We start from the raw sequence: 17,152 nt of genomic DNA on the forward strand, positions 1-17,152 counted from the left end.
GTAACGGCTATTGGGAAACACTGTATCCAGCGCAACACCCCAACCTGCCTTGCCAACCGCCGCTGCCAATAAAAAACATAAAGCACGCAGCCAGAGGAGAAAAAATGAAAATAACAACACGCGTCCTCAGTATCCGCCAGCATCCCGCTCCCCACCTACTCGCCCTGGCCATGTGTGGCAGCGCCATACCTTGTCTACAGGCCGCTGAACTGGTGGACAACGGGAACTATCAGATTCGCTGGGACAATACCCTGAAATACCAAATCGGCATGCGGACCGAAAGTCCCTCTTCGCTCAATTTGAACAACATCAATGCCAACGACGGCGACGGCGCCTTCAAACGCAACGACCTGATTACCGACCGGGTCGACGTCCTCTCCGAGTTCGACCTGACCCTCAAGGACGCTTCCAACAGCGGGCTACGTGTCAGTGCGGCAGGCTGGTACGACAACGTCTATGACGGCGACCACCGCAGCATCCCCCAGGACTCCTACAACGAGACCTCGGTCAGTAACAAGGCCTTTACCAACGATGCCAAGGTCCAGGCCGGACGCAACGTCGAGCTGCTGGACGCCTTCGTCCACAGCAGCTTCGATGTCGCCGGCCATAACCTGTCCTGGCGTCTGGGCCGGCATACCCTGCTCTGGGGCGAAAGCCTGTTCCTCGCCACCAATGGCATTGCGACCGGCCAGGCGCCCAACGATGCCTACAAGGCGTTGTCGGTACCGAGCACCCTGGCCAAGGAAGTGTTCATGCCGGTCAACCAGCTGTCCATGGCGCTGGAGCTGACCGATAACCTGTCCTTTGAAAGCTACTACCAACTGGAATACCGCGAAACCCGCGTCCCGGCGCCAGGCACTTACTGGAGCATTTTCGATGGCGGCTTCAAGGGTGGCGAAAACCTGCTGTTGGCACCCGGCGTGCTCCTGCCTCGCGGCGCCCAGGAGAATCCGCCAGAGCACAGCGGCCAATGGGGCGTCGCGCTGAAGTACCGCGACTATGAACACGACATGGATTACGGGATGTATTACCTGCGCTACACCGCCAAGACACCGCAGGTCATCGTTCACCTGACGCCCGAGCTGACGCCTGACGAGTACTTCTTCAAATATCCGGAACAGATCCAGATGTACGGCCTGAGCCTCTCGAGCAAAGTCGGCGATGCCAACGTCGCCGGCGAGGTGTCTTTCCGCGACAACATGCCGTTGGTCAGCGGCCCGCTGTCGGTGATAGGTGATCAGTCCGACGAGGTTTACGCCGTCGGCCAGACCATCCACGCACAAGTCTCGACGATCTGGGTACTGCCGCGAGCGGCCTGGTATGACAACGCCCAACTGGTCGGTGAGCTGGGCGCCAACCACTTGTACAAGGTCACCAAAAACGAAGACGCCCTCGACAAAGATACGGCTCGCACCGCCGCCGGTTTCCGCGTCCAGTTCGAGCCGACCTGGTACCAGGCACTACCGAGTATCGATCTGAGTTCACCGGTGACCCTGGGTTACAACTTCACCGGGCGCTCGGCCGTAGACCCTGGTTTCAACGTTACCGGTGCTGCCCATGGCGGCGATATCGGTGCCAGCCTGAACTTCAAGTATGCCGGCAATCTGCGCGGCGGCATCAACTACACCCACTACCTCGGCGAAGATAAAAATAATGCTTACCACGACCGGGACTTCGTCTTGTTGAACGCAGCCTATTCGTTCTGATCTGGAGATTGGCCATGACCCCCAATAAGAAAATTACATCGCTTGCTCTGTGTGTCGCGTCCTTGTTCAACCTGCCCGCTTTTGCCGCCGTCAGTGAAGATCAGGCTGCCCACCTTGGCCAGAATCTGACGCCCTTGGGTGCGGAGCGTGCCGCAAATGCCAACGGCACTATCCCAGCCTGGGATGGTGGGCTGAGCAAGCCCCTTCCCGTCACGGACCAACGCTTGCCGGGCAAGCTGTTCAGCGATGAAAAGCCCCTGCTGAGCCTCAATGCAGGGAACGCCACACAGTATGCCGGCAAGCTCTCCGAAGGCTCGCTCTACATGCTGAAGAACTACCCTGGCTATCGAATGGATATCTATCCGACCCATCGTACCGCCATGGCTCCGCAATATATTTATGACCGTACCCGGCAGAACGCCACAAGCATGGAAGTTGCGGACTACACGCTGAGTTTCGATAAATTCCATGGCGGCACGCCCTTCCCGATTCCACAGAACGGCGAGCAGGCCATGCTCAATCACCAGTGGAACTGGCGTGGTGCCGATAACACGCTCGATGCCTACACCTGGTTCGTTTCGTCGTCCGGCAAACGCGCAATGACAGCGGGCAATATCATCCAGAACTCCTTCCCCTGGGCTTATGCTCCGGGACGTAAAGATCCCTGGGACGGCAAACTGCTAGGTGCGGTCATCGTCGCCAGTACCGCTCCGGCCTACTCCGCCGGCGAGAAACTGCTGATCCATGGTCCCTCCGACAACGTCCACCAGGCCACTAACGCCTGGAGCTACCTGACCGGTCAACGGCGTCTGCGCAAAGCGCCCAACGTGCAATATGACGTGCCGAACAACTTCACCTCCGGGGTGATCAACTTCGACGATGGCAACGGCTTCAACGGAGCAATGGATCGCTACGACTGGAAACTGGTGGGCAAACAAGAACTGTATGTGCCCTATAACAACAACGATCTTGCCTATGCCAAACCGGAAGATCTCGTCGGCGAGAAATTCGCCAACCCTGATCTGCTGCGCTGGGAACTGCATCGGGTCTGGGTCGTGGATGCCACGCTGAAAGCCGGCTCACGGCATGTGGTGCCTAAACGGCGCTTCTACCTGGACGAAGATACCTGGCAGGTCCTGGTGACCGATCAATGGGATGCCAAGGGCCAACTGTGGAAAACCCACAACCTGACAATGTTCGTCTATCCGCAATTGCCAGTGACCTACAACGCCAGCACCTTTGTATATAACCTGCAAGCCAAGGACTACGCGGCGCTCAACCTGATCAACGACAAGGGGTCGGTGAAGTTCGACGAACTACCGAGCAACATGTTCACCCCGCAATCGCTGGAACGCTCAGGTGTCCGTTAAGACTCGCGCCGCCCTTCGTCCCTGCCGCAGGAATGCATCCATGGCAAGTCTTCTGCTCAGACATATGCTCTTCGGCGTCCTCGCGCTCGGCGTCGTGCAAACGACGTCGGCCGCAGCGGGGGCAACACCCACCGACATCGCCGTGGCAAACACCACGGCAGATCCGCTGAATCGCCCTGCTGCCAGTGTGGTGCAACCGCAACGCGCACTGCTTAACGGCATCGTCCGTGCGGGGCAGCGCCTGGTCGCAGTCGGCGAGCACGGCCTGATCACCTGGTCCGACGATAACGCTCAGACCTGGCATCAGGCGGCGGTTCCGGTGGATGTCAACCTGACCGCCGTGGCCTTCGCCGACGAACACCACGGTTGGGCTATCGGTCATCAGGGTGTGGTGCTGTCCAGCGATGATGGCGGCGAACACTGGCGCAAGCGGCTGGATGGGGTCCAGGCCGCGGGCCTGGTCCTGGCTCAGGCCGGGCAGGACGCCGGCCAACTCGACGAAGCTGCCCGTGACGACTACCTGCAGGCAGCACGGCGGTTGGTCGAGGATGGCCCGGACAAGCCTTTCCTGGCCCTGCAGCTCGACGACCCGGATCGAATCAATGTGGTCGGTGCCTTCAATCTGGCGTTGCGCAGCCAGGACGGCGGGAAGACCTGGCAGGCGTTCTCCAGTCAGTTGGAGAATCCCGACGGCCTACACCTCTATGCCTTGCAACATCAGGGTCAGAGGTGGTTTGCCGCCGGTGAGCAAGGTCTGTTGCTGGCGGCCGACGCCAGTGACGGGCACTTCAAACGCCTGATCTCGCCCTACGAGGGCAGCTACTTCGGCCTGCTGCCACTGGCGGACAACAGACTCCTGTTGTTCGGCCTGCGCGGCAATGTGTTTCTTTCCGAGGATGCCGGACAGCACTGGCAGCGCATCACCATCAGCGGCGCCAGGGCCAGCTTCAATGCTGGCCTGGTACGCAGCGACGGCAGCATCGTCCTGCTTGATCAAGGAGGTCGGGTGTATGCCAGCCGGGACCAGGGCCGCAGCTTCCAGGCAGTGCCGTTCGGCTGGGGCGCGCCGCTGACCGCCGTGGCCGAAGCCACCGACGGCAGCCTGGTCCTCACCAGTCTGGCCGGCATCGTCACTTTGCCGGCTGGAAAACTTGTCGCGCAAACGAAGATCGCCCAGGAGCCCAGTCAATGAAAGCCGCTCACGAGGAAGCTCCGGTCATCGCTGACCTGAGCCAGTTCGATACCCGCTCGGGCTCACTGCTCGAACGTCTGCTGTTCAACCACCGCCCCTGGCTGATGCTGATCTGCCTGCTGCTGACCGGGTTCTTCATCGCCCAGTTCCCGAAGCTGACGCTGAACGCCAACTTCCAGCGGATGATTCCCCAGGAACACCCTTTCGTCATCAATTTCCAGGCCAACCAGGACAGCCTCGCGGGCCAGGGCAACGTAGTACGGGTGGTGGTCGAGAACACCCGGGGCAGTATTCTCGACAAGGATTACCTGGCAACCCTGCAGAAAATCAGCGATGAGGTCTACCTGCTCGCCGGGGTGAACCGGCCCTACATGAAGTCGCTGTGGACCCCGACCATGCGCTGGCACGGCATCACCGAGTCAGGTATCGACGAAGGCCAGGTCATCGACTCGCACTACGATGGTTCAGTCGAAAGCCTCGAACAGTTGCGCCTGAACATCGAGCGCTCGGGGGAGATTGGCAGCATCGTCGCCGGCGACTTCAAGTCGAGCATGCTATTGGTGCCACTGTTGGACATCGACACCGAAACCGGGCGGCCATTGGACTATGGGCTGTTCGGCTCGAAGCTCGAGGATATCCGCGCCAAGTACCAGAGCGACAACATCCGCGTGCATATCGTCGGCTTCGCCAAAGTAGTCGGTGATCTGATCGAGGGGCTCGCCCAGGTGCTGGCTTTCTTCGCCGCGGCCATCCTGATCGCTGGCCTGGTGGTATTCGCCTACACCCGCTGCATCCGCAGCACCCTGCTGGTGCTGTTCTGCTCACTGATCGCGGTGATCTGGCTGCTCGGCAGCCTGCCGTTGCTCGGCTACGAACTGGACCCCTACACCATTCTGGTGCCCTTCCTGGTGTTTGCCATCGGCATGAGTCACGGCGCGCAGAAGATGAACGGCATCCTTCAGGACATCGGTCGCGGCACTCACCGTCTGATCGCCGCGCGCTATACCTTCCGCCGCCTGTTCATGGCCGGGCTCATGGCACTCGCCTGCGATGCCGTCGGCTTCGCCGTGCTGCTGTTGATCAAGATCGAGGTGATCCGTCAGCTCTCGCTGACCGCCAGCCTGGGTGTCGCGTTTCTGGTCTTCACCAACCTGATCCTGCTACCGATCCTGCTCAGCTACATGGGTGTCGGACGCCAGGCCGCAGCTCGCAGCCTGCGCAGCGAGCAGGCGCAGGAGGGAGAACAGATCCGCCCGCCACTGTGGCGTTTCCTCGACCTGTTCACTCGACGCAAGGTCGCCGCGCCAACCCTGCTCGCCGCCCTCGCCCTGGGCATTGGCGGCTTCATGGTGAGCCTGCACTTGAAGATCGGTGACCTCGACCCCGGCGCCCCGGAGCTGCGAACTGACTCACGCTATAACCAGGACAACGCCTACATCACGTCCAACTATGGCAGCAGCAGCGACGTGTTCATCGTCATGGTCACCTCGGCGCCACAACAATGCATGAACTATGCCCTGCTCGACCGCATCGATCGTCTCGAATGGCGCCTGCGCCAACAACCCGGTGTCGTCGCCAGCGACTCCTTTGCATCGTTCATCAAGGTCATGACCAGCCAGCTCACCGAGGGTAATCCGAAGTGGATTGGCCTGCTGCCCAACCAGGCGGTGATCAATAATCTGGTCAAGTACGCCCCACAGAGCCTGGTCAACCAGAACTGCGACCTGTCGATGCTTCGGCTGTTCCTGCGCGACCACAAAGCCGAAACCCTGCAGGCGCTGGTCGCCGAGGTGCAGGCCTTCGCGGCGACGAACGACCATGGCGATGAACGTTTCCTGATGGCGGCCGGCAGCGCCGGTATCGAGGCCGCGACCAACAGCGTGGTGCACAAGGCCAACCGCGAAATGCTGCTGTGGGTCTACGGCGCGGTGATCCTGCTGTGCTTCCTGGTGTTCCGTTCCTGGCGCGCGGTGACCTGCGCGATCCTGCCATTGATGCTGACCTCGGTGCTCGCCGAAGCGCTGATGGTCTGGCTGGACATTGGGGTAAAAGTCGCGACGCTTCCGGTGATCGCGCTTGGCGTGGGCATCGGCATCGACTATGCGCTGTATGTGCTGAGCATCCTGCTTTTGCACCTGCGCAACGGCGAGTCATTGTCCATCGCCTACTACCGCTCGCTGCTGTTCACTGGCCGAGTCGTGCTGCTGACCGGTGCGACCCTGGCCATCGGCGTCGCCACTTGGGTGTTTTCGCCTATCAAGTTCCAGGCCGACATGGGCATCCTGCTGGCCTTCATGTTCCTCTGGAACATGCTCGGCGCGCTGATTCTGCTACCGGCTCTGGCCAGCTTCCTGCTCAAGCCGATGCGCCGGCAGCAGGCCGACGACCAACATGACAGCGCACAGCTCGCGCAGCCCGTTCGTAACCGCAAAGCCGAACGCAACCCGCAACAGACGCTGAAAGAGCCCATCTGAGTCCTCCAGATCACCCGCCCGTGCCCGTGCCCTATGTGCCCTATGTGCCCTATGTGCCCGGGCGGGTTACCCGGCGGGCGTCCTCTTCACGTAGGACATTAGCCCCTCCAGACGCCAGATAGTATTCGGTAACAGACGCCCCTCAACAACAAGAGCCACTCGACGCAACGCGTAGGGAAGGCGACAAAAGGAGCCACAGATGTCGACTCAGGAACACTTGCAGCAACGCATCGAACAGTTGGAAACGCGCCTCATCGAGCTCGAAGACATCGAGCAGATCAAACGCCTGCAACGCATGTACGGCTACTACATCGACAACCGCCTGTGGACGGAGATGGCCGAGCTGTTCAGCGATAGCGAGGCCGTTATGGAAATCGGCCAGCGCGGCCGCTACCTCGGCAAGCACAACATCGAGGATTTCCTTGTCGAAGTGCTGGGCCAGGGTCGTAGCGGTTTGTTGCGCGATGAGTTCATCAACCACATGCAATTGCAGGGTGTCGTCACTCTAATAGGCGATGGCCTGCATGCTCAAGGTCGTTGGCGTGCGCTGATCCAGGGTAACCCGCCAGCGGGCAGCCACAGCATGTTCTGGGCCGAGGGCGTCTACGAAAATACCTACGTCAAGGAAGCCGGCGTCTGGAAGATCGCCCAGCTCTGGTGGGTACCGACCTTCTACACCACCCACCCTTGCGACAGCCTGGCCTTCGCCAGTACACCGGCGAGCGACAGCCTGCCACCACAAGAGCATTCGGCCGAACCCAACCCGGCGCTCGGTCGCACGTTCGTGCCCTACCACTACCCGCATCCGATTACTGGCGCAGCAGTCACCCGTGTGACCTCCAAGCCCTGAGCCGGTCTGCCGCCCGGCGCATGAAAAACAACAATGAGGATCATGTGATGAACCATCCTAGCCCTACCCCAATAAACAGTCATAGCGACGCCTTCGTGATTTCGTCCCTGCATATCGCCAGCGACGACCTGCCTTTCGCCGAGGACTTCGGCGCTCCGGGCGTGCGTCTCAAGTTGCTGAGCGCCGATGTCGAAGGGGCAATGTTCGCCGTGCGCATCCGTTTTGCACCTGGCGTGCAATTGCCGCCGCATCACCATACCGGTGCAGTCCATGCGTTCACCCTGAGCGGCGAATGGAGCTACCTCGAACATGCCGATACGCCGCCCAGCCGTGCCGGTTCCTATCTGTTCGAACCACCAGGATCCAGCCATACCTTAAAGGTCGCCGATCACAACCACGGCGAAACCGACGTGCTGTTCATTATCTATGGCGCGATGCTGATTCAGGATGAGACCGGCAACATCGTCGCCAAGCTCGACGCAGGTAGTCATCTGCATGACTGGCCAGCCGCCCTGCGCGCACAAGGCTTGCCGGTGCCATCGATTATCGAGGGCGGCCACGTGCATTACTCCAGGCCCTGAGCAGCCTCAGGCAGCAGGCATTCATCTTCAGTAAGGTTTTCAAGATGGCAGAGTTCGATTTCATCATCGTCGGCGCCGGTTCTGCCGGCTGCGTATTAGCCAATCGCCTGTCAGAGGATTCCGGCAACCGAGTGTTGTTGCTCGAAGCCGGCGGCAGCGACCGTCATCCCATGGTGGCAATGCCCGTGGCCTGGATGCCGGCCTCTAACCTGCCCTCGCTGGGCTGGGGTTACAACAGCGAACCGGAAGCCGGGGTCAACCAGCGGGCTCTGCCGCAACCCCGTGGCAAGCTGCTGGGCGGCACCTCATCGATCAACGGCATGCTCTATAGCCGCGGCAATGCTGGCGATTACGACCGTTGGCAGGCGCGTGGTCTGGATGGCTGGAGCTATGCCGAAGTGCTGCCCTACTTCAAACGCTCGGAAAGCAATTGGCGCGGTGCAAATCGGTTTCATGGCGATTCCGGACCTATGGCGGTGTCACGCCAACCAGCCCATCCCGAGATCACCCCGCGCATGCTGGAAACCGCGACACGCCTGGGTTATGCCAACCTCGACGATTTCCATGGCGAGCAGGCGGAGGGCTTCGGCCTGCCTGACTTCACCATTCGCCGCGGACGACGCGAAAGCACGGCGGCCGCCTTTCTGGACGCAGCTCGCTGGCGGTCGAACCTGACCGTCATTACCCATGCACAGGTGACCCGGGTCCTGTTCGACGGACAGCGCGCAATCGGCGTTGAGTACGCTCAGGGAAACAGCCTGCACAATGCCCGCGCCAGCCGCGAAGTGATCCTCAGCGGCGGTGCGTTCAATTCGCCGCAACTTCTGCTGCTATCCGGCATCGGTCCGGCGGACGAGCTGCAGGCCCTGGGTATCCCGGTTCGTCATCATCTTCCGGGCGTCGGCAAGAACCTGCAGGATCACCCGTTAGTGGGGGGCGTCTACCAGGCGAACAGCGTAAACACCTTCGACCAGGTCCTGCGTCTCGATCGTCTGGTGTTATCTGCCTTGCGCTGGGCCATGAGCGGCACCGGGCCGCTGGCCATCAACCCATTGTCGATCCAGGGCTTCGTCCGCTCACAACCTGAACTGCAATGGCCTGATATGCAGTTCCATATCAGCCACGTCTCAATGCTCGCCCGGCCCTGGTTTCCTGGCTGGCGCCAAGGCGCCGGCCACCAGTTCAGCGCAGCCGTGTTGAGCCTGCGCCCCCACGGCACCGGCGAACTCACCCTGCGCTCCGCGGACCCTCTGGCCGCCCCCAGAATCCGACTTGGGCTGGGTCTCCACGAGGAGGACCGGCGCATCGCTCGGGACATGCTCAAGTTCCTGCGCCGCTTCTTCGCCACTGAGCCCTTGGCCAGTATGGTCAGGGCAGAGTTGGCACCGGGCCCTCAGGTGCGCAGCGACGCCGAACTGGACGCCTACATCCAGGCCACCCTCCAGACCGGCATGCACCCGGCATGCACCTGCGCCATGGGTACCGACGAGTACGCAGTGGTTGATGCACAGCTCAGGGTTCACGGTCTGCAAGGCTTGCGCGTGGTGGATGCGTCGGTGATGCCGGACATCGTCAGCGGCAATACCAACGCACCCACCATCATGATCGCGGAAAAGGCTGCGGACCTGATCCTCGGTCGCCCGCTGCTGCCAGCAGAACCGTCAGCCCAGGAACAGGTCGGCGTCCCCGCGCGCCCCCTGATCACGTCCTGAACCCTCTACCGATCACCGGAAACCGCAGACATGAACCACACCCTGACCCAAGCACTGGACATAGAGCATCTGCTCGACCAGCGCCCGATGACGCCCTTGCAGATCCTGCTGGCGGTACTGTGCGGCGCGACCATGTTCATCGATGGCTTCGGCATCCAGGTCATGGCCCTGAGCGTGCCGTCTCTGGCCCTGGAGTGGAGCGTGCCCGCTGCGCGTTTCGGCATCGCGTTGTCCGCTTCGATGGTTGGACTGACCTTCGGCGCGGCAATGCTCGCCCCCCTGGGTGACCGCTTTGGCCGACGTCCGGCACTGATCAGCGCCCTGGTTGTGGTCGGGCTGAGCACCGCCTGCACCGCCATGGCCAGCAGTCCCGAGCCGTTCGTGATCTGGCGGCTGCTGACCGGTCTCGGTCTCGGCGTGTCGATCCCCATCTGCAACACCTGGGCGGCCGAATACATACCGGTACGTCGTCGCGGCATGGTCCTGGTACTGATCAATGCTTCCATGGGGATCGGCGCCTTCAGTGCCGGCTTCATCGCGCCCCTGGTGATCGAAGCCTGGAGCTGGCGGGGGATTTTCCTGCTGGCCGGGGTAACGCCTGTGCTGGTGGCCTTGTTGCTGTGGCGCTGGGCGCCGGAATCGCTGAAATTTCTCAATGCCCGGCATCCAGGGGACCCACGTATCGCTACCACCCTCGCCCGTATCGCCCCGGACATCGATATCCGAAAGGTCGAGCTGGTCAGCCGGACACTGCCAGTCGCTCCCCGGGTTTCTGTCCGCGCGCTGCTGACACCGGTCTACCGCAGCAGAACCCTGGTGCTCTGGGGCCTGTTGGTATTCAACCTGTTCAACCTTTACGTACTGATCAGTTGGCTACCAACCCTGCTCCAGTCCGCTGGCTGGGCACCTGCCGCAGCTCTGCGCGCGGCGGTGCTGATCCAGGCAGGCGGCGTGATCGGCGGAATCCTGCTGGCGCTGTTCCTCGACCGGGGCAAAACCCTGCCGGCGCTGTTCGTCGCCTTTCTGATCGCAGCCCTGTGCCTGGGGCTGTTTCTGGTGGTGCCCTCTGGCGCGGGCTGGATCCCGCTGTTACTGCTGACCGGCGGCGGTATCACCGGTGCCCAACTGTCTCTCAACGCCCTGTGCACCACCTATTACCCATCGGCCATCAAGGCCACGGGCATGAGCTGGGCCGGTGTCGTCGGCAGTTGCGGTTCGATTAGCGCACCGTTGGCCGGCGCCTGGATTATCGGCCAGGGGCTGCCTGCCACCAGCATCCTGGCGTTGCTCTGCGTGCCCGCATTGCTCTGTGCCGCTAGCGTGCTGTTGATGCGCAGCCAATGGCAGGCCCACTGAACAGTGGGTTCGCCGTAGGCTCGATTGCTTGAAAGAAAGAGGACGACATTGGGCACAAGGAGTTCGCGAATCGCCCATACAGCAGTATCGATAAACCTGTCAGTCAACCTAGCGCAGGACATGGCAATGAAAACAACAAGAATCGTCGTGGGTATCGCCTTCACAACCGTACTGGCCAGCGCTGTCTTTGTGCTCTGGCCACAGCCAGCAGGTTCGCAGCTCATTGCGAGCTTGAGTTCCTGTCCCTACGCGCCGACCATTTGTACTCAACAGTTGGTCATTACCAGCGGCTGGCCGAACCTCCACTGAATCGCCTGCCCCAAGTCGGGCAAACATCTCCATGGCTGCCATCAAGCGATTTTCCCGGGGCTGCGCATCCACTCATCGGAAACCCTCGAAAACGGGGTCATCCAGGCAGCTCAGGGGACAGCACGCAGGTAGTAGCAAAATGAAGCGCGGCGTATATTTAGTTAGGTCGAATAACAATACTCCAAGGCGTTCAGGCGCCATGAAGGAGATCACATGCAGCATTGGACCGTCACACCTGGCACCGCCAGTCTCGTTCTGAACATCACGGCCCTTTCGCGCCTCATCGGTGCGATCGGCTCGACCAATCAGAGCTCCATGGCCAGCGCGGCCCTCGATCTGGTTCGCACCCAGATATCGGCCCATCATTGTTCAATGCTCAGCTTCGAGGGTGACCGCAATCCGCGTTTACTCTCTGGCGCCAGCGTGCGTAGCGCCTGGCATGTGTTCAATGCCGCTTCGGCCTACGCCCATTCGTTTTTCCGCCAGGATGATCTTCTGCGAGTGATCGCACGCTACCCGGCGGGCTTCGAGGCGCCGCCGGTGATTGTGCACCATCAGCGCCTGGAAGATATCGAATGTCCGGACTACCGTGCACAGTGCTATGAGAACGTCGACATCATCGACCGCCTGACAGTCCTGGTACGCGTCGCCAAATCCCAATCGCTGGCGGTCAACTTCTACCGCGACCGCTCCGCCGGGCACTACAGCGAAACGGATATCCAGCACCTGCTCGGCCTGGCCCCCCTGATAGCCAGTTGCATCGCCCGCCACTATGCTTTCGATACCGACGGCGAGTCGAGCTTTCGCGGGGCGGTCACCGACGAATTGAGCGAGATATGCCCGCAACTGACGGTACGCGAGCGCGAGGTGGTGCAGCGGATTCTCGATGGCGCCACCACTGAACGGATAGCCGAAGATCTGAATATCCGACCGACCACCGTCATTACTTATCGCACCCGGGCCTACGAGAAACTCGGCGTATCGTCGCGGCGCGAACTGTTTGCCACTGTACTGCGCAAACGCAGTGTGGCGGCACGCTAGGCCAGCTTGCGCTTACGACTCGAGATGGAGTGATCCCAGGTACGGGCCCCTCAAACAACTTATAAGTCATTGAAAAATAAAACATATATTTTAAGTCAAACACCATCCCATGTAGGAGCTGACTTGTCTGCGAAGGCCATTCAACGCGGTGGGTCTGACAGATCGCGCCGTATGGTCTTCGCAGACAAGACTGCGCGTCCCGGTCTCTCCTACGCCTTGGGCAGAAGCGGGATTGTGTTTGCTGCGCGACAGCCCGGCGTCGAAGACGGGGTGGGATCTCCTACCTGGCAAAACACCGAAAGAGCAGATTGAAATCAATCTGCTCTTTCGGTGCTTTTGCAAGCCAGCATCGCTGACCTAGTGATGATCCATCAAGCCGCGCTGAACAACCGGTGCGGGTCGATGACGAATTTCTTCGGTACGCCCGCATCGAACTCTCCGTAGCCCTGCGCAGCATCATCGAGACCGATGACCTGCACGCCGACCACTTCAGCGATGTTGATGCGATCCCACATGATGGCCTGCATCAACTGACGGTTGTACTTCATGACTGGAGTCTGGCCGGTGTGGAAGCTGTGTGACTTGGCCCAGCCGAGCCCAAAGCGGATGCTCAGGCTACCGATCTTCGCGGCCGCATCCACCGCGCCTGGATCCTCGGTGACGTAAAGACCGGGAATGCCGATTTTGCCGGCGACCCGGACCACCCCCATCAATGAGTTGAGCACCGTAGCCGGAGCCTCTTGATGGACGCCGGCATGACCGTGACCACGCGCTTCGAAGCCTACGGCATCGACCGCGCAATCCACCTCCGGCTCACCCAGCAACGCAGCGATCTGCTCGTGCAGCGGGGTATCCGTGGACAGATCGACCACCTCGAAACCTTGCGACTTGGCGTGCGCCAGGCGCACCGGGTTGATATCACCGACGATGACCACCGCAGCACCCAACAAGCGTGCCGAGGCGGCAGCGGCCAGGCCGACAGGCCCCGCACCCGCGATGTACACAGAGCTGCCTGGCCCGACACCGGCGGTAACAGCGCCGTGGTAGCCGGTGGGAAGGATGTCCGACAGGCAGGTCAGGTCGCGGATTTTTTCCATGGCCCGGTCGCGATCCGGGAGTTTAAGCAGGTTGAAGTCGGCATACGGCACCATCGCGTATTCGGCCTGTCCACCGGTCCAGTCACCCATGTCGACATAACCGTAGGCACCGCCGGCACGTGCCGGGTTGACCGTCAGACAGACACCGGTGTGTTGCTCTTTGCAGGAACGGCAGCGGCCGCAAGCGACGTTGAACGGCACCGATACCAGGTCGCCGATTTTCAGATTCTCGACATCGCTGCCCTTCTCGATCACTTCACCGGTGATCTCGTGACCCAGGACCAGACCAGTCTGGGCGGTGGTGCGGCCGCGCACCATGTGCTGGTCCGAGCCGCAAATATTGGTGGAAACCACCCGCAGGATGACACCGTGTTCGATCTTCCTGCCGCGCGGGTCCTGCATTTTTGGATAGTCAATTTTCTGCACTTCGACCTTGCCATTGCCGAGATACACGACACCACGATTACCAGACATAGGTAATGCTCCTTTGTTGTTCACAAGCGCGGCCCGCAGCCACGCCATATTGAAGCGTTAAAGAATATTCGAGCGATCCACCACCGATGCGTACAGCTTGCGCTCGGCATTCACATCGAACGTCTCACGTCGATGCATGCAGCAGCGGTTGTCGTAAAGGATCAACTCATTGGCTTGCCAGTGATGCCGGTAGTGAAATTCTGGCCTGTCGACATGGGCGTAGAGTGCATCCAGCAAGTCTTCGCTTTCAGCCAGCGGTAAACCCGGTACATAGGCATTGAGGCGATTGCCCAGAAAGAGGAACGGTTTGCGGGTGAAGGGATGACGCTGAACGATATCGGTCTCGATACCTGGCGAGTTCATCACATCCTCGACGGTCACACCGCCCGGACGCATACCGGGTTTACCTTGCGCGTCGAACACCACGTCCTGTTTGATACACCGACCTTCGATGGCTTGGCGCAGCGCTACCGGCAACTCGTCGAGTGCCCGGTACAGATCGCTGAAACTGGTGTCCCCACCCTCTTGCGGCACAACCACCGAATTCAACAGGCCGGCGACCACCGGATCGTAGAAACGATCGGAGTGCCAATCCAGTTCGCTATTGCTGCGAGGGCCGAACTTGCCCTTCTCGACATTTTCGACGACACGGATTCCGGCATATTCATTGGTGTCGCTGGCCAGGCGGCCACTGCCGTCATCATGGGTACCGAATGCACGGACAAAGGCCGCCAGCTGCGCCAGTGTCAGATTGGCTTTCTCGAAAATCAGCACCCGATGGGCATGAAAGGCCTTGGCGATCTCTTGCGCCTCGCTTTCATTCGGCGGGCTGCCGGTATCGAATTCAACCCAAGCACCGAAGCCTGCAGGCAACGGTCTGACTTTTATTGTTGTACTGTTCGAACTCATGGACATCTCCGTTTGGATAGAGCGGTTGACGCCAAGGGGTAAGGCGCCCGGCTATTTTGGGGACAGTCCGCAGGGGCTGCTGTCCTCTGTAAAAGGGACTGAAGAAATGCACGCCATCGAGCTCAGGTCCGGAACTGCGCCACCGCCTGGTGCAACTCATGCTCCAGGTGGATCAGGTCATCACTGGACGCAACCATTCGGTCACTGGCCCAGGCACAGCGCTCAGCCTCGTTGCGGACCTGGGTGACGTTACGGCTGACTTCTTCGGCGACGCTGCTTTGCTGCACGGCGCTGGCAGCAATCTGCTGGTTCATCTGCTCGATGGTGGACACCGCCGCGGTGATGCCACCCAGCGCCAGGCCGGCTTGACCTGCGAGGGTCAGCGTCTCGCTCATCAGTTGCCCGCACGCCTGGAGTTGTCCGACGGCCTGTAGCGAGTGTCCCTGCAAACTGGCGATCAACGTCTCGATCTCGCCGGAAGAAACCTGGGTCCGCCGGGCCAGACTTCGGACCTCATCGGCGACCACGGCGAAACCGCGACCCTGCTCGCCCGCCCGGGCAGCCTCGATCGCCGCATTGAGCGCCAGCAGGTTGGTTTGTCCAGCCACCGACTTGATCACGTCGAGCACCGTGCCGATCCGCAGGCTCTGCTGCTGCAGAGACTGGACGGCTTGTGCGCAGAGGTGCATTTCCCCCGCCAGGTGCTGAATCTGTTCGCCGGCCCGCAGCACTAAATGTTCGCCATCGCGCGCTTGCCGATCTGCCTCAGCCGCCGCCTGCGAAGCCTGTTCAGCATGGCGGGCCACTTCCTGGACGGTGACCACCATCTGCTGCATGGCAGTGGCGGCCTGATCGGTCTCGAGTTTCTGATTCTGCGTACCCGCATGGGTTTGCGTGCTGGCTTCGCCCAAGGTCAGCGTCGCTAACCCCAGGCGGCCGACGCTGAGGCCAATGCGCTCTACCAGATGGCGCAGATTTGCGGTCATTTCCCCCATCGCCAGGGTCAGCTGACCCAACTCGTCCCGCCGCACGACCGGCGAACCGGCGCCCCCGCTCAGATCGCCCTGGGCGATGCGCCGGGCCAGTTGCAGGGTGCCACGCAACGGGCTGACGATCAGGTGGCGGATGGTCAAGGACGCGAGCAACGCCAGGCTGATGATGACCAGTGCCGCGACGCCCTGTACGGTCATGAGCAAGCGGCCGCGCTCAGCCATCCGCTGTTGCTGGTCGGCGGTGCTACGTTCAACCCGGGTCAACACCGCCTGCGCCTGCGCATCCATCTGGGCGGCCGTCTGCTGGCTCACCCTGCAGCCTTCGCGGTAACGGGTAAACGCTTCCTGGTACTCACCCAAGGCACTCATGGCCGCTTTCACAGTCTCGGCATAGTCCTCATTGATGCGTCCTTTAAGCTGCTCCAGAGCCGTACCCATGTCGTCCAGCAAAGCGCTCCATTGAGCAAAGTCATCTTGCTTGCCGTTCAGGACATAGCGGTATTCGCTGTTGCGCGCGGCCATCAATTTACGAATCAGCGACGAGGCCTGCTCGGCCAATCCCAGCGGGTCACCGCTGAGGCTCTGACCACTGCTCAACACGCCGCGCACCTGGTCGTACATATCCAGTTCGACAGTCTCCAATTGCTGCCGTGCCTGATCGGCCTGAACCTGCATACGCTCCAGGGCCGCACTCGCCTGATGGTTGTTGGCAACAGAACGGTCGAACTGCTCCCGGTAATCGCTGACCGACTGGCGGATAGCGGTCAGCAGCGTCATATCCTGCGCATCAGCCTGCACCTGCAACGTTTGCAGATGAGGTTCGATCGCGGCGGTCAGTCGCTGCAGATTCTCGATGCTCTGGAGGCTTTGATATAAGGCATAGTCTTTTTCGGCGTTGCGCATCTGCAAAGTGAGTTGATTGATCGCAACCATCTCGCGCACCTGACGACTGTGTTCGAGCAAGACCTCGGTGGAATAGAAGCCCAACGCTGTGGCCAGTACCGCGAGCGACGAGACCAGACCGAAGCCTATCAACAGTTTCTGTCCCACCGAACGGTCGGCGAACAGTCGAGAAATATGTCTCAACAT

13 protein-coding genes are annotated in these 17,152 nt (G+C 60.9%); 10 read left to right on the forward strand and 3 right to left on the reverse strand.

Going from position 1 to position 17,152, the window contains the following annotated elements; translation table 11 throughout:
- The first annotated feature begins 104 nt into the window (after positions 1 to 104).
- The 10 genes from AC1MEE_RS13035 to AC1MEE_RS13080 all read left to right on the forward strand — a co-directional run bounded on the left by AC1MEE_RS13035 (position 105) and on the right by AC1MEE_RS13080 (position 12,591).
- On the forward strand, positions 105 to 1,706 hold the full coding sequence (locus tag AC1MEE_RS13035; RefSeq protein WP_480415737.1) for a DUF1302 domain-containing protein: 1,602 nt from the start codon (positions 105 to 107) through the stop codon (positions 1,704 to 1,706).
- 14 nt (positions 1,707 to 1,720) lie between these two features.
- Entirely contained in the window at positions 1,721 to 3,076 is a 1,356-nt protein-coding gene (locus AC1MEE_RS13040; RefSeq protein ID WP_480415738.1) for a DUF1329 domain-containing protein, read from the forward strand.
- A 40-nt stretch (positions 3,077 to 3,116) separates the two neighbouring features.
- Positions 3,117 to 4,268 (forward strand): WD40/YVTN/BNR-like repeat-containing protein, encoded by a 1,152-nt coding sequence (locus AC1MEE_RS13045; protein ID WP_480415739.1) that lies wholly within the window; start codon positions 3,117 to 3,119, stop codon positions 4,266 to 4,268.
- Complete coding sequence (locus AC1MEE_RS13050) at positions 4,265 to 6,742, forward strand: efflux RND transporter permease subunit (protein ID WP_480415740.1); 2,478 nt, start codon at positions 4,265 to 4,267, stop codon at positions 6,740 to 6,742. Before AC1MEE_RS13045 ends, AC1MEE_RS13050 begins: the two co-directional genes overlap by 4 nt.
- A gap of 199 nt (positions 6,743 to 6,941) precedes the next feature.
- Positions 6,942 to 7,592, forward strand: coding sequence for a nuclear transport factor 2 family protein (locus AC1MEE_RS13055; RefSeq protein WP_480415741.1), 651 nt, complete (start codon positions 6,942 to 6,944; stop codon positions 7,590 to 7,592).
- 47 nt (positions 7,593 to 7,639) lie between these two features.
- Positions 7,640 to 8,173: a 2,4'-dihydroxyacetophenone dioxygenase family protein gene (locus AC1MEE_RS13060; RefSeq protein ID WP_480415742.1), complete on the forward strand. Its 534-nt coding sequence runs from the start codon at positions 7,640 to 7,642 to the stop codon at positions 8,171 to 8,173.
- 44 nt (positions 8,174 to 8,217) lie between these two features.
- On the forward strand, positions 8,218 to 9,885 hold the full coding sequence (locus AC1MEE_RS13065; protein WP_480415743.1) for a GMC family oxidoreductase: 1,668 nt from the start codon (positions 8,218 to 8,220) through the stop codon (positions 9,883 to 9,885).
- A gap of 30 nt (positions 9,886 to 9,915) precedes the next feature.
- Positions 9,916 to 11,241 (forward strand): MFS transporter, encoded by a 1,326-nt coding sequence (locus AC1MEE_RS13070; protein ID WP_480415744.1) that lies wholly within the window; start codon positions 9,916 to 9,918, stop codon positions 11,239 to 11,241.
- A 126-nt stretch (positions 11,242 to 11,367) separates the two neighbouring features.
- Positions 11,368 to 11,550, forward strand: a complete 183-nt coding sequence (locus AC1MEE_RS13075) for a hypothetical protein (protein WP_480415745.1) — start codon at positions 11,368 to 11,370, stop codon at positions 11,548 to 11,550.
- Between the two features lie 213 nt (positions 11,551 to 11,763).
- On the forward strand, positions 11,764 to 12,591 hold the full coding sequence (locus AC1MEE_RS13080) for a helix-turn-helix transcriptional regulator (protein WP_480415746.1): 828 nt from the start codon (positions 11,764 to 11,766) through the stop codon (positions 12,589 to 12,591).
- A gap of 371 nt (positions 12,592 to 12,962) precedes the next feature.
- On the opposite strand, the gene fdhA is transcribed toward AC1MEE_RS13080, so the two are convergent.
- From fdhA to AC1MEE_RS13095, 3 genes are all read right to left on the reverse strand, one after another.
- Positions 12,963 to 14,162, reverse strand: a complete 1,200-nt coding sequence (gene fdhA / locus AC1MEE_RS13085) for a formaldehyde dehydrogenase, glutathione-independent (protein ID WP_480415747.1) — start codon at positions 14,160 to 14,162, stop codon at positions 12,963 to 12,965.
- Positions 14,163 to 14,219: 57 nt separating this feature from the next.
- The gene (locus AC1MEE_RS13090; RefSeq protein ID WP_480415748.1) at positions 14,220 to 15,071 is read right to left on the reverse strand and encodes a TauD/TfdA dioxygenase family protein; all 852 of its coding nucleotides are present in this window, start codon (positions 15,069 to 15,071) and stop codon (positions 14,220 to 14,222) included.
- 122 nt (positions 15,072 to 15,193) lie between these two features.
- The gene (locus AC1MEE_RS13095; protein WP_480415749.1) at positions 15,194 to 17,152 is read right to left on the reverse strand and encodes a methyl-accepting chemotaxis protein; all 1,959 of its coding nucleotides are present in this window, start codon (positions 17,150 to 17,152) and stop codon (positions 15,194 to 15,196) included.

The sequence above is a fragment of the Pseudomonas sp. ASL3 genome, from assembly GCF_056680425.1.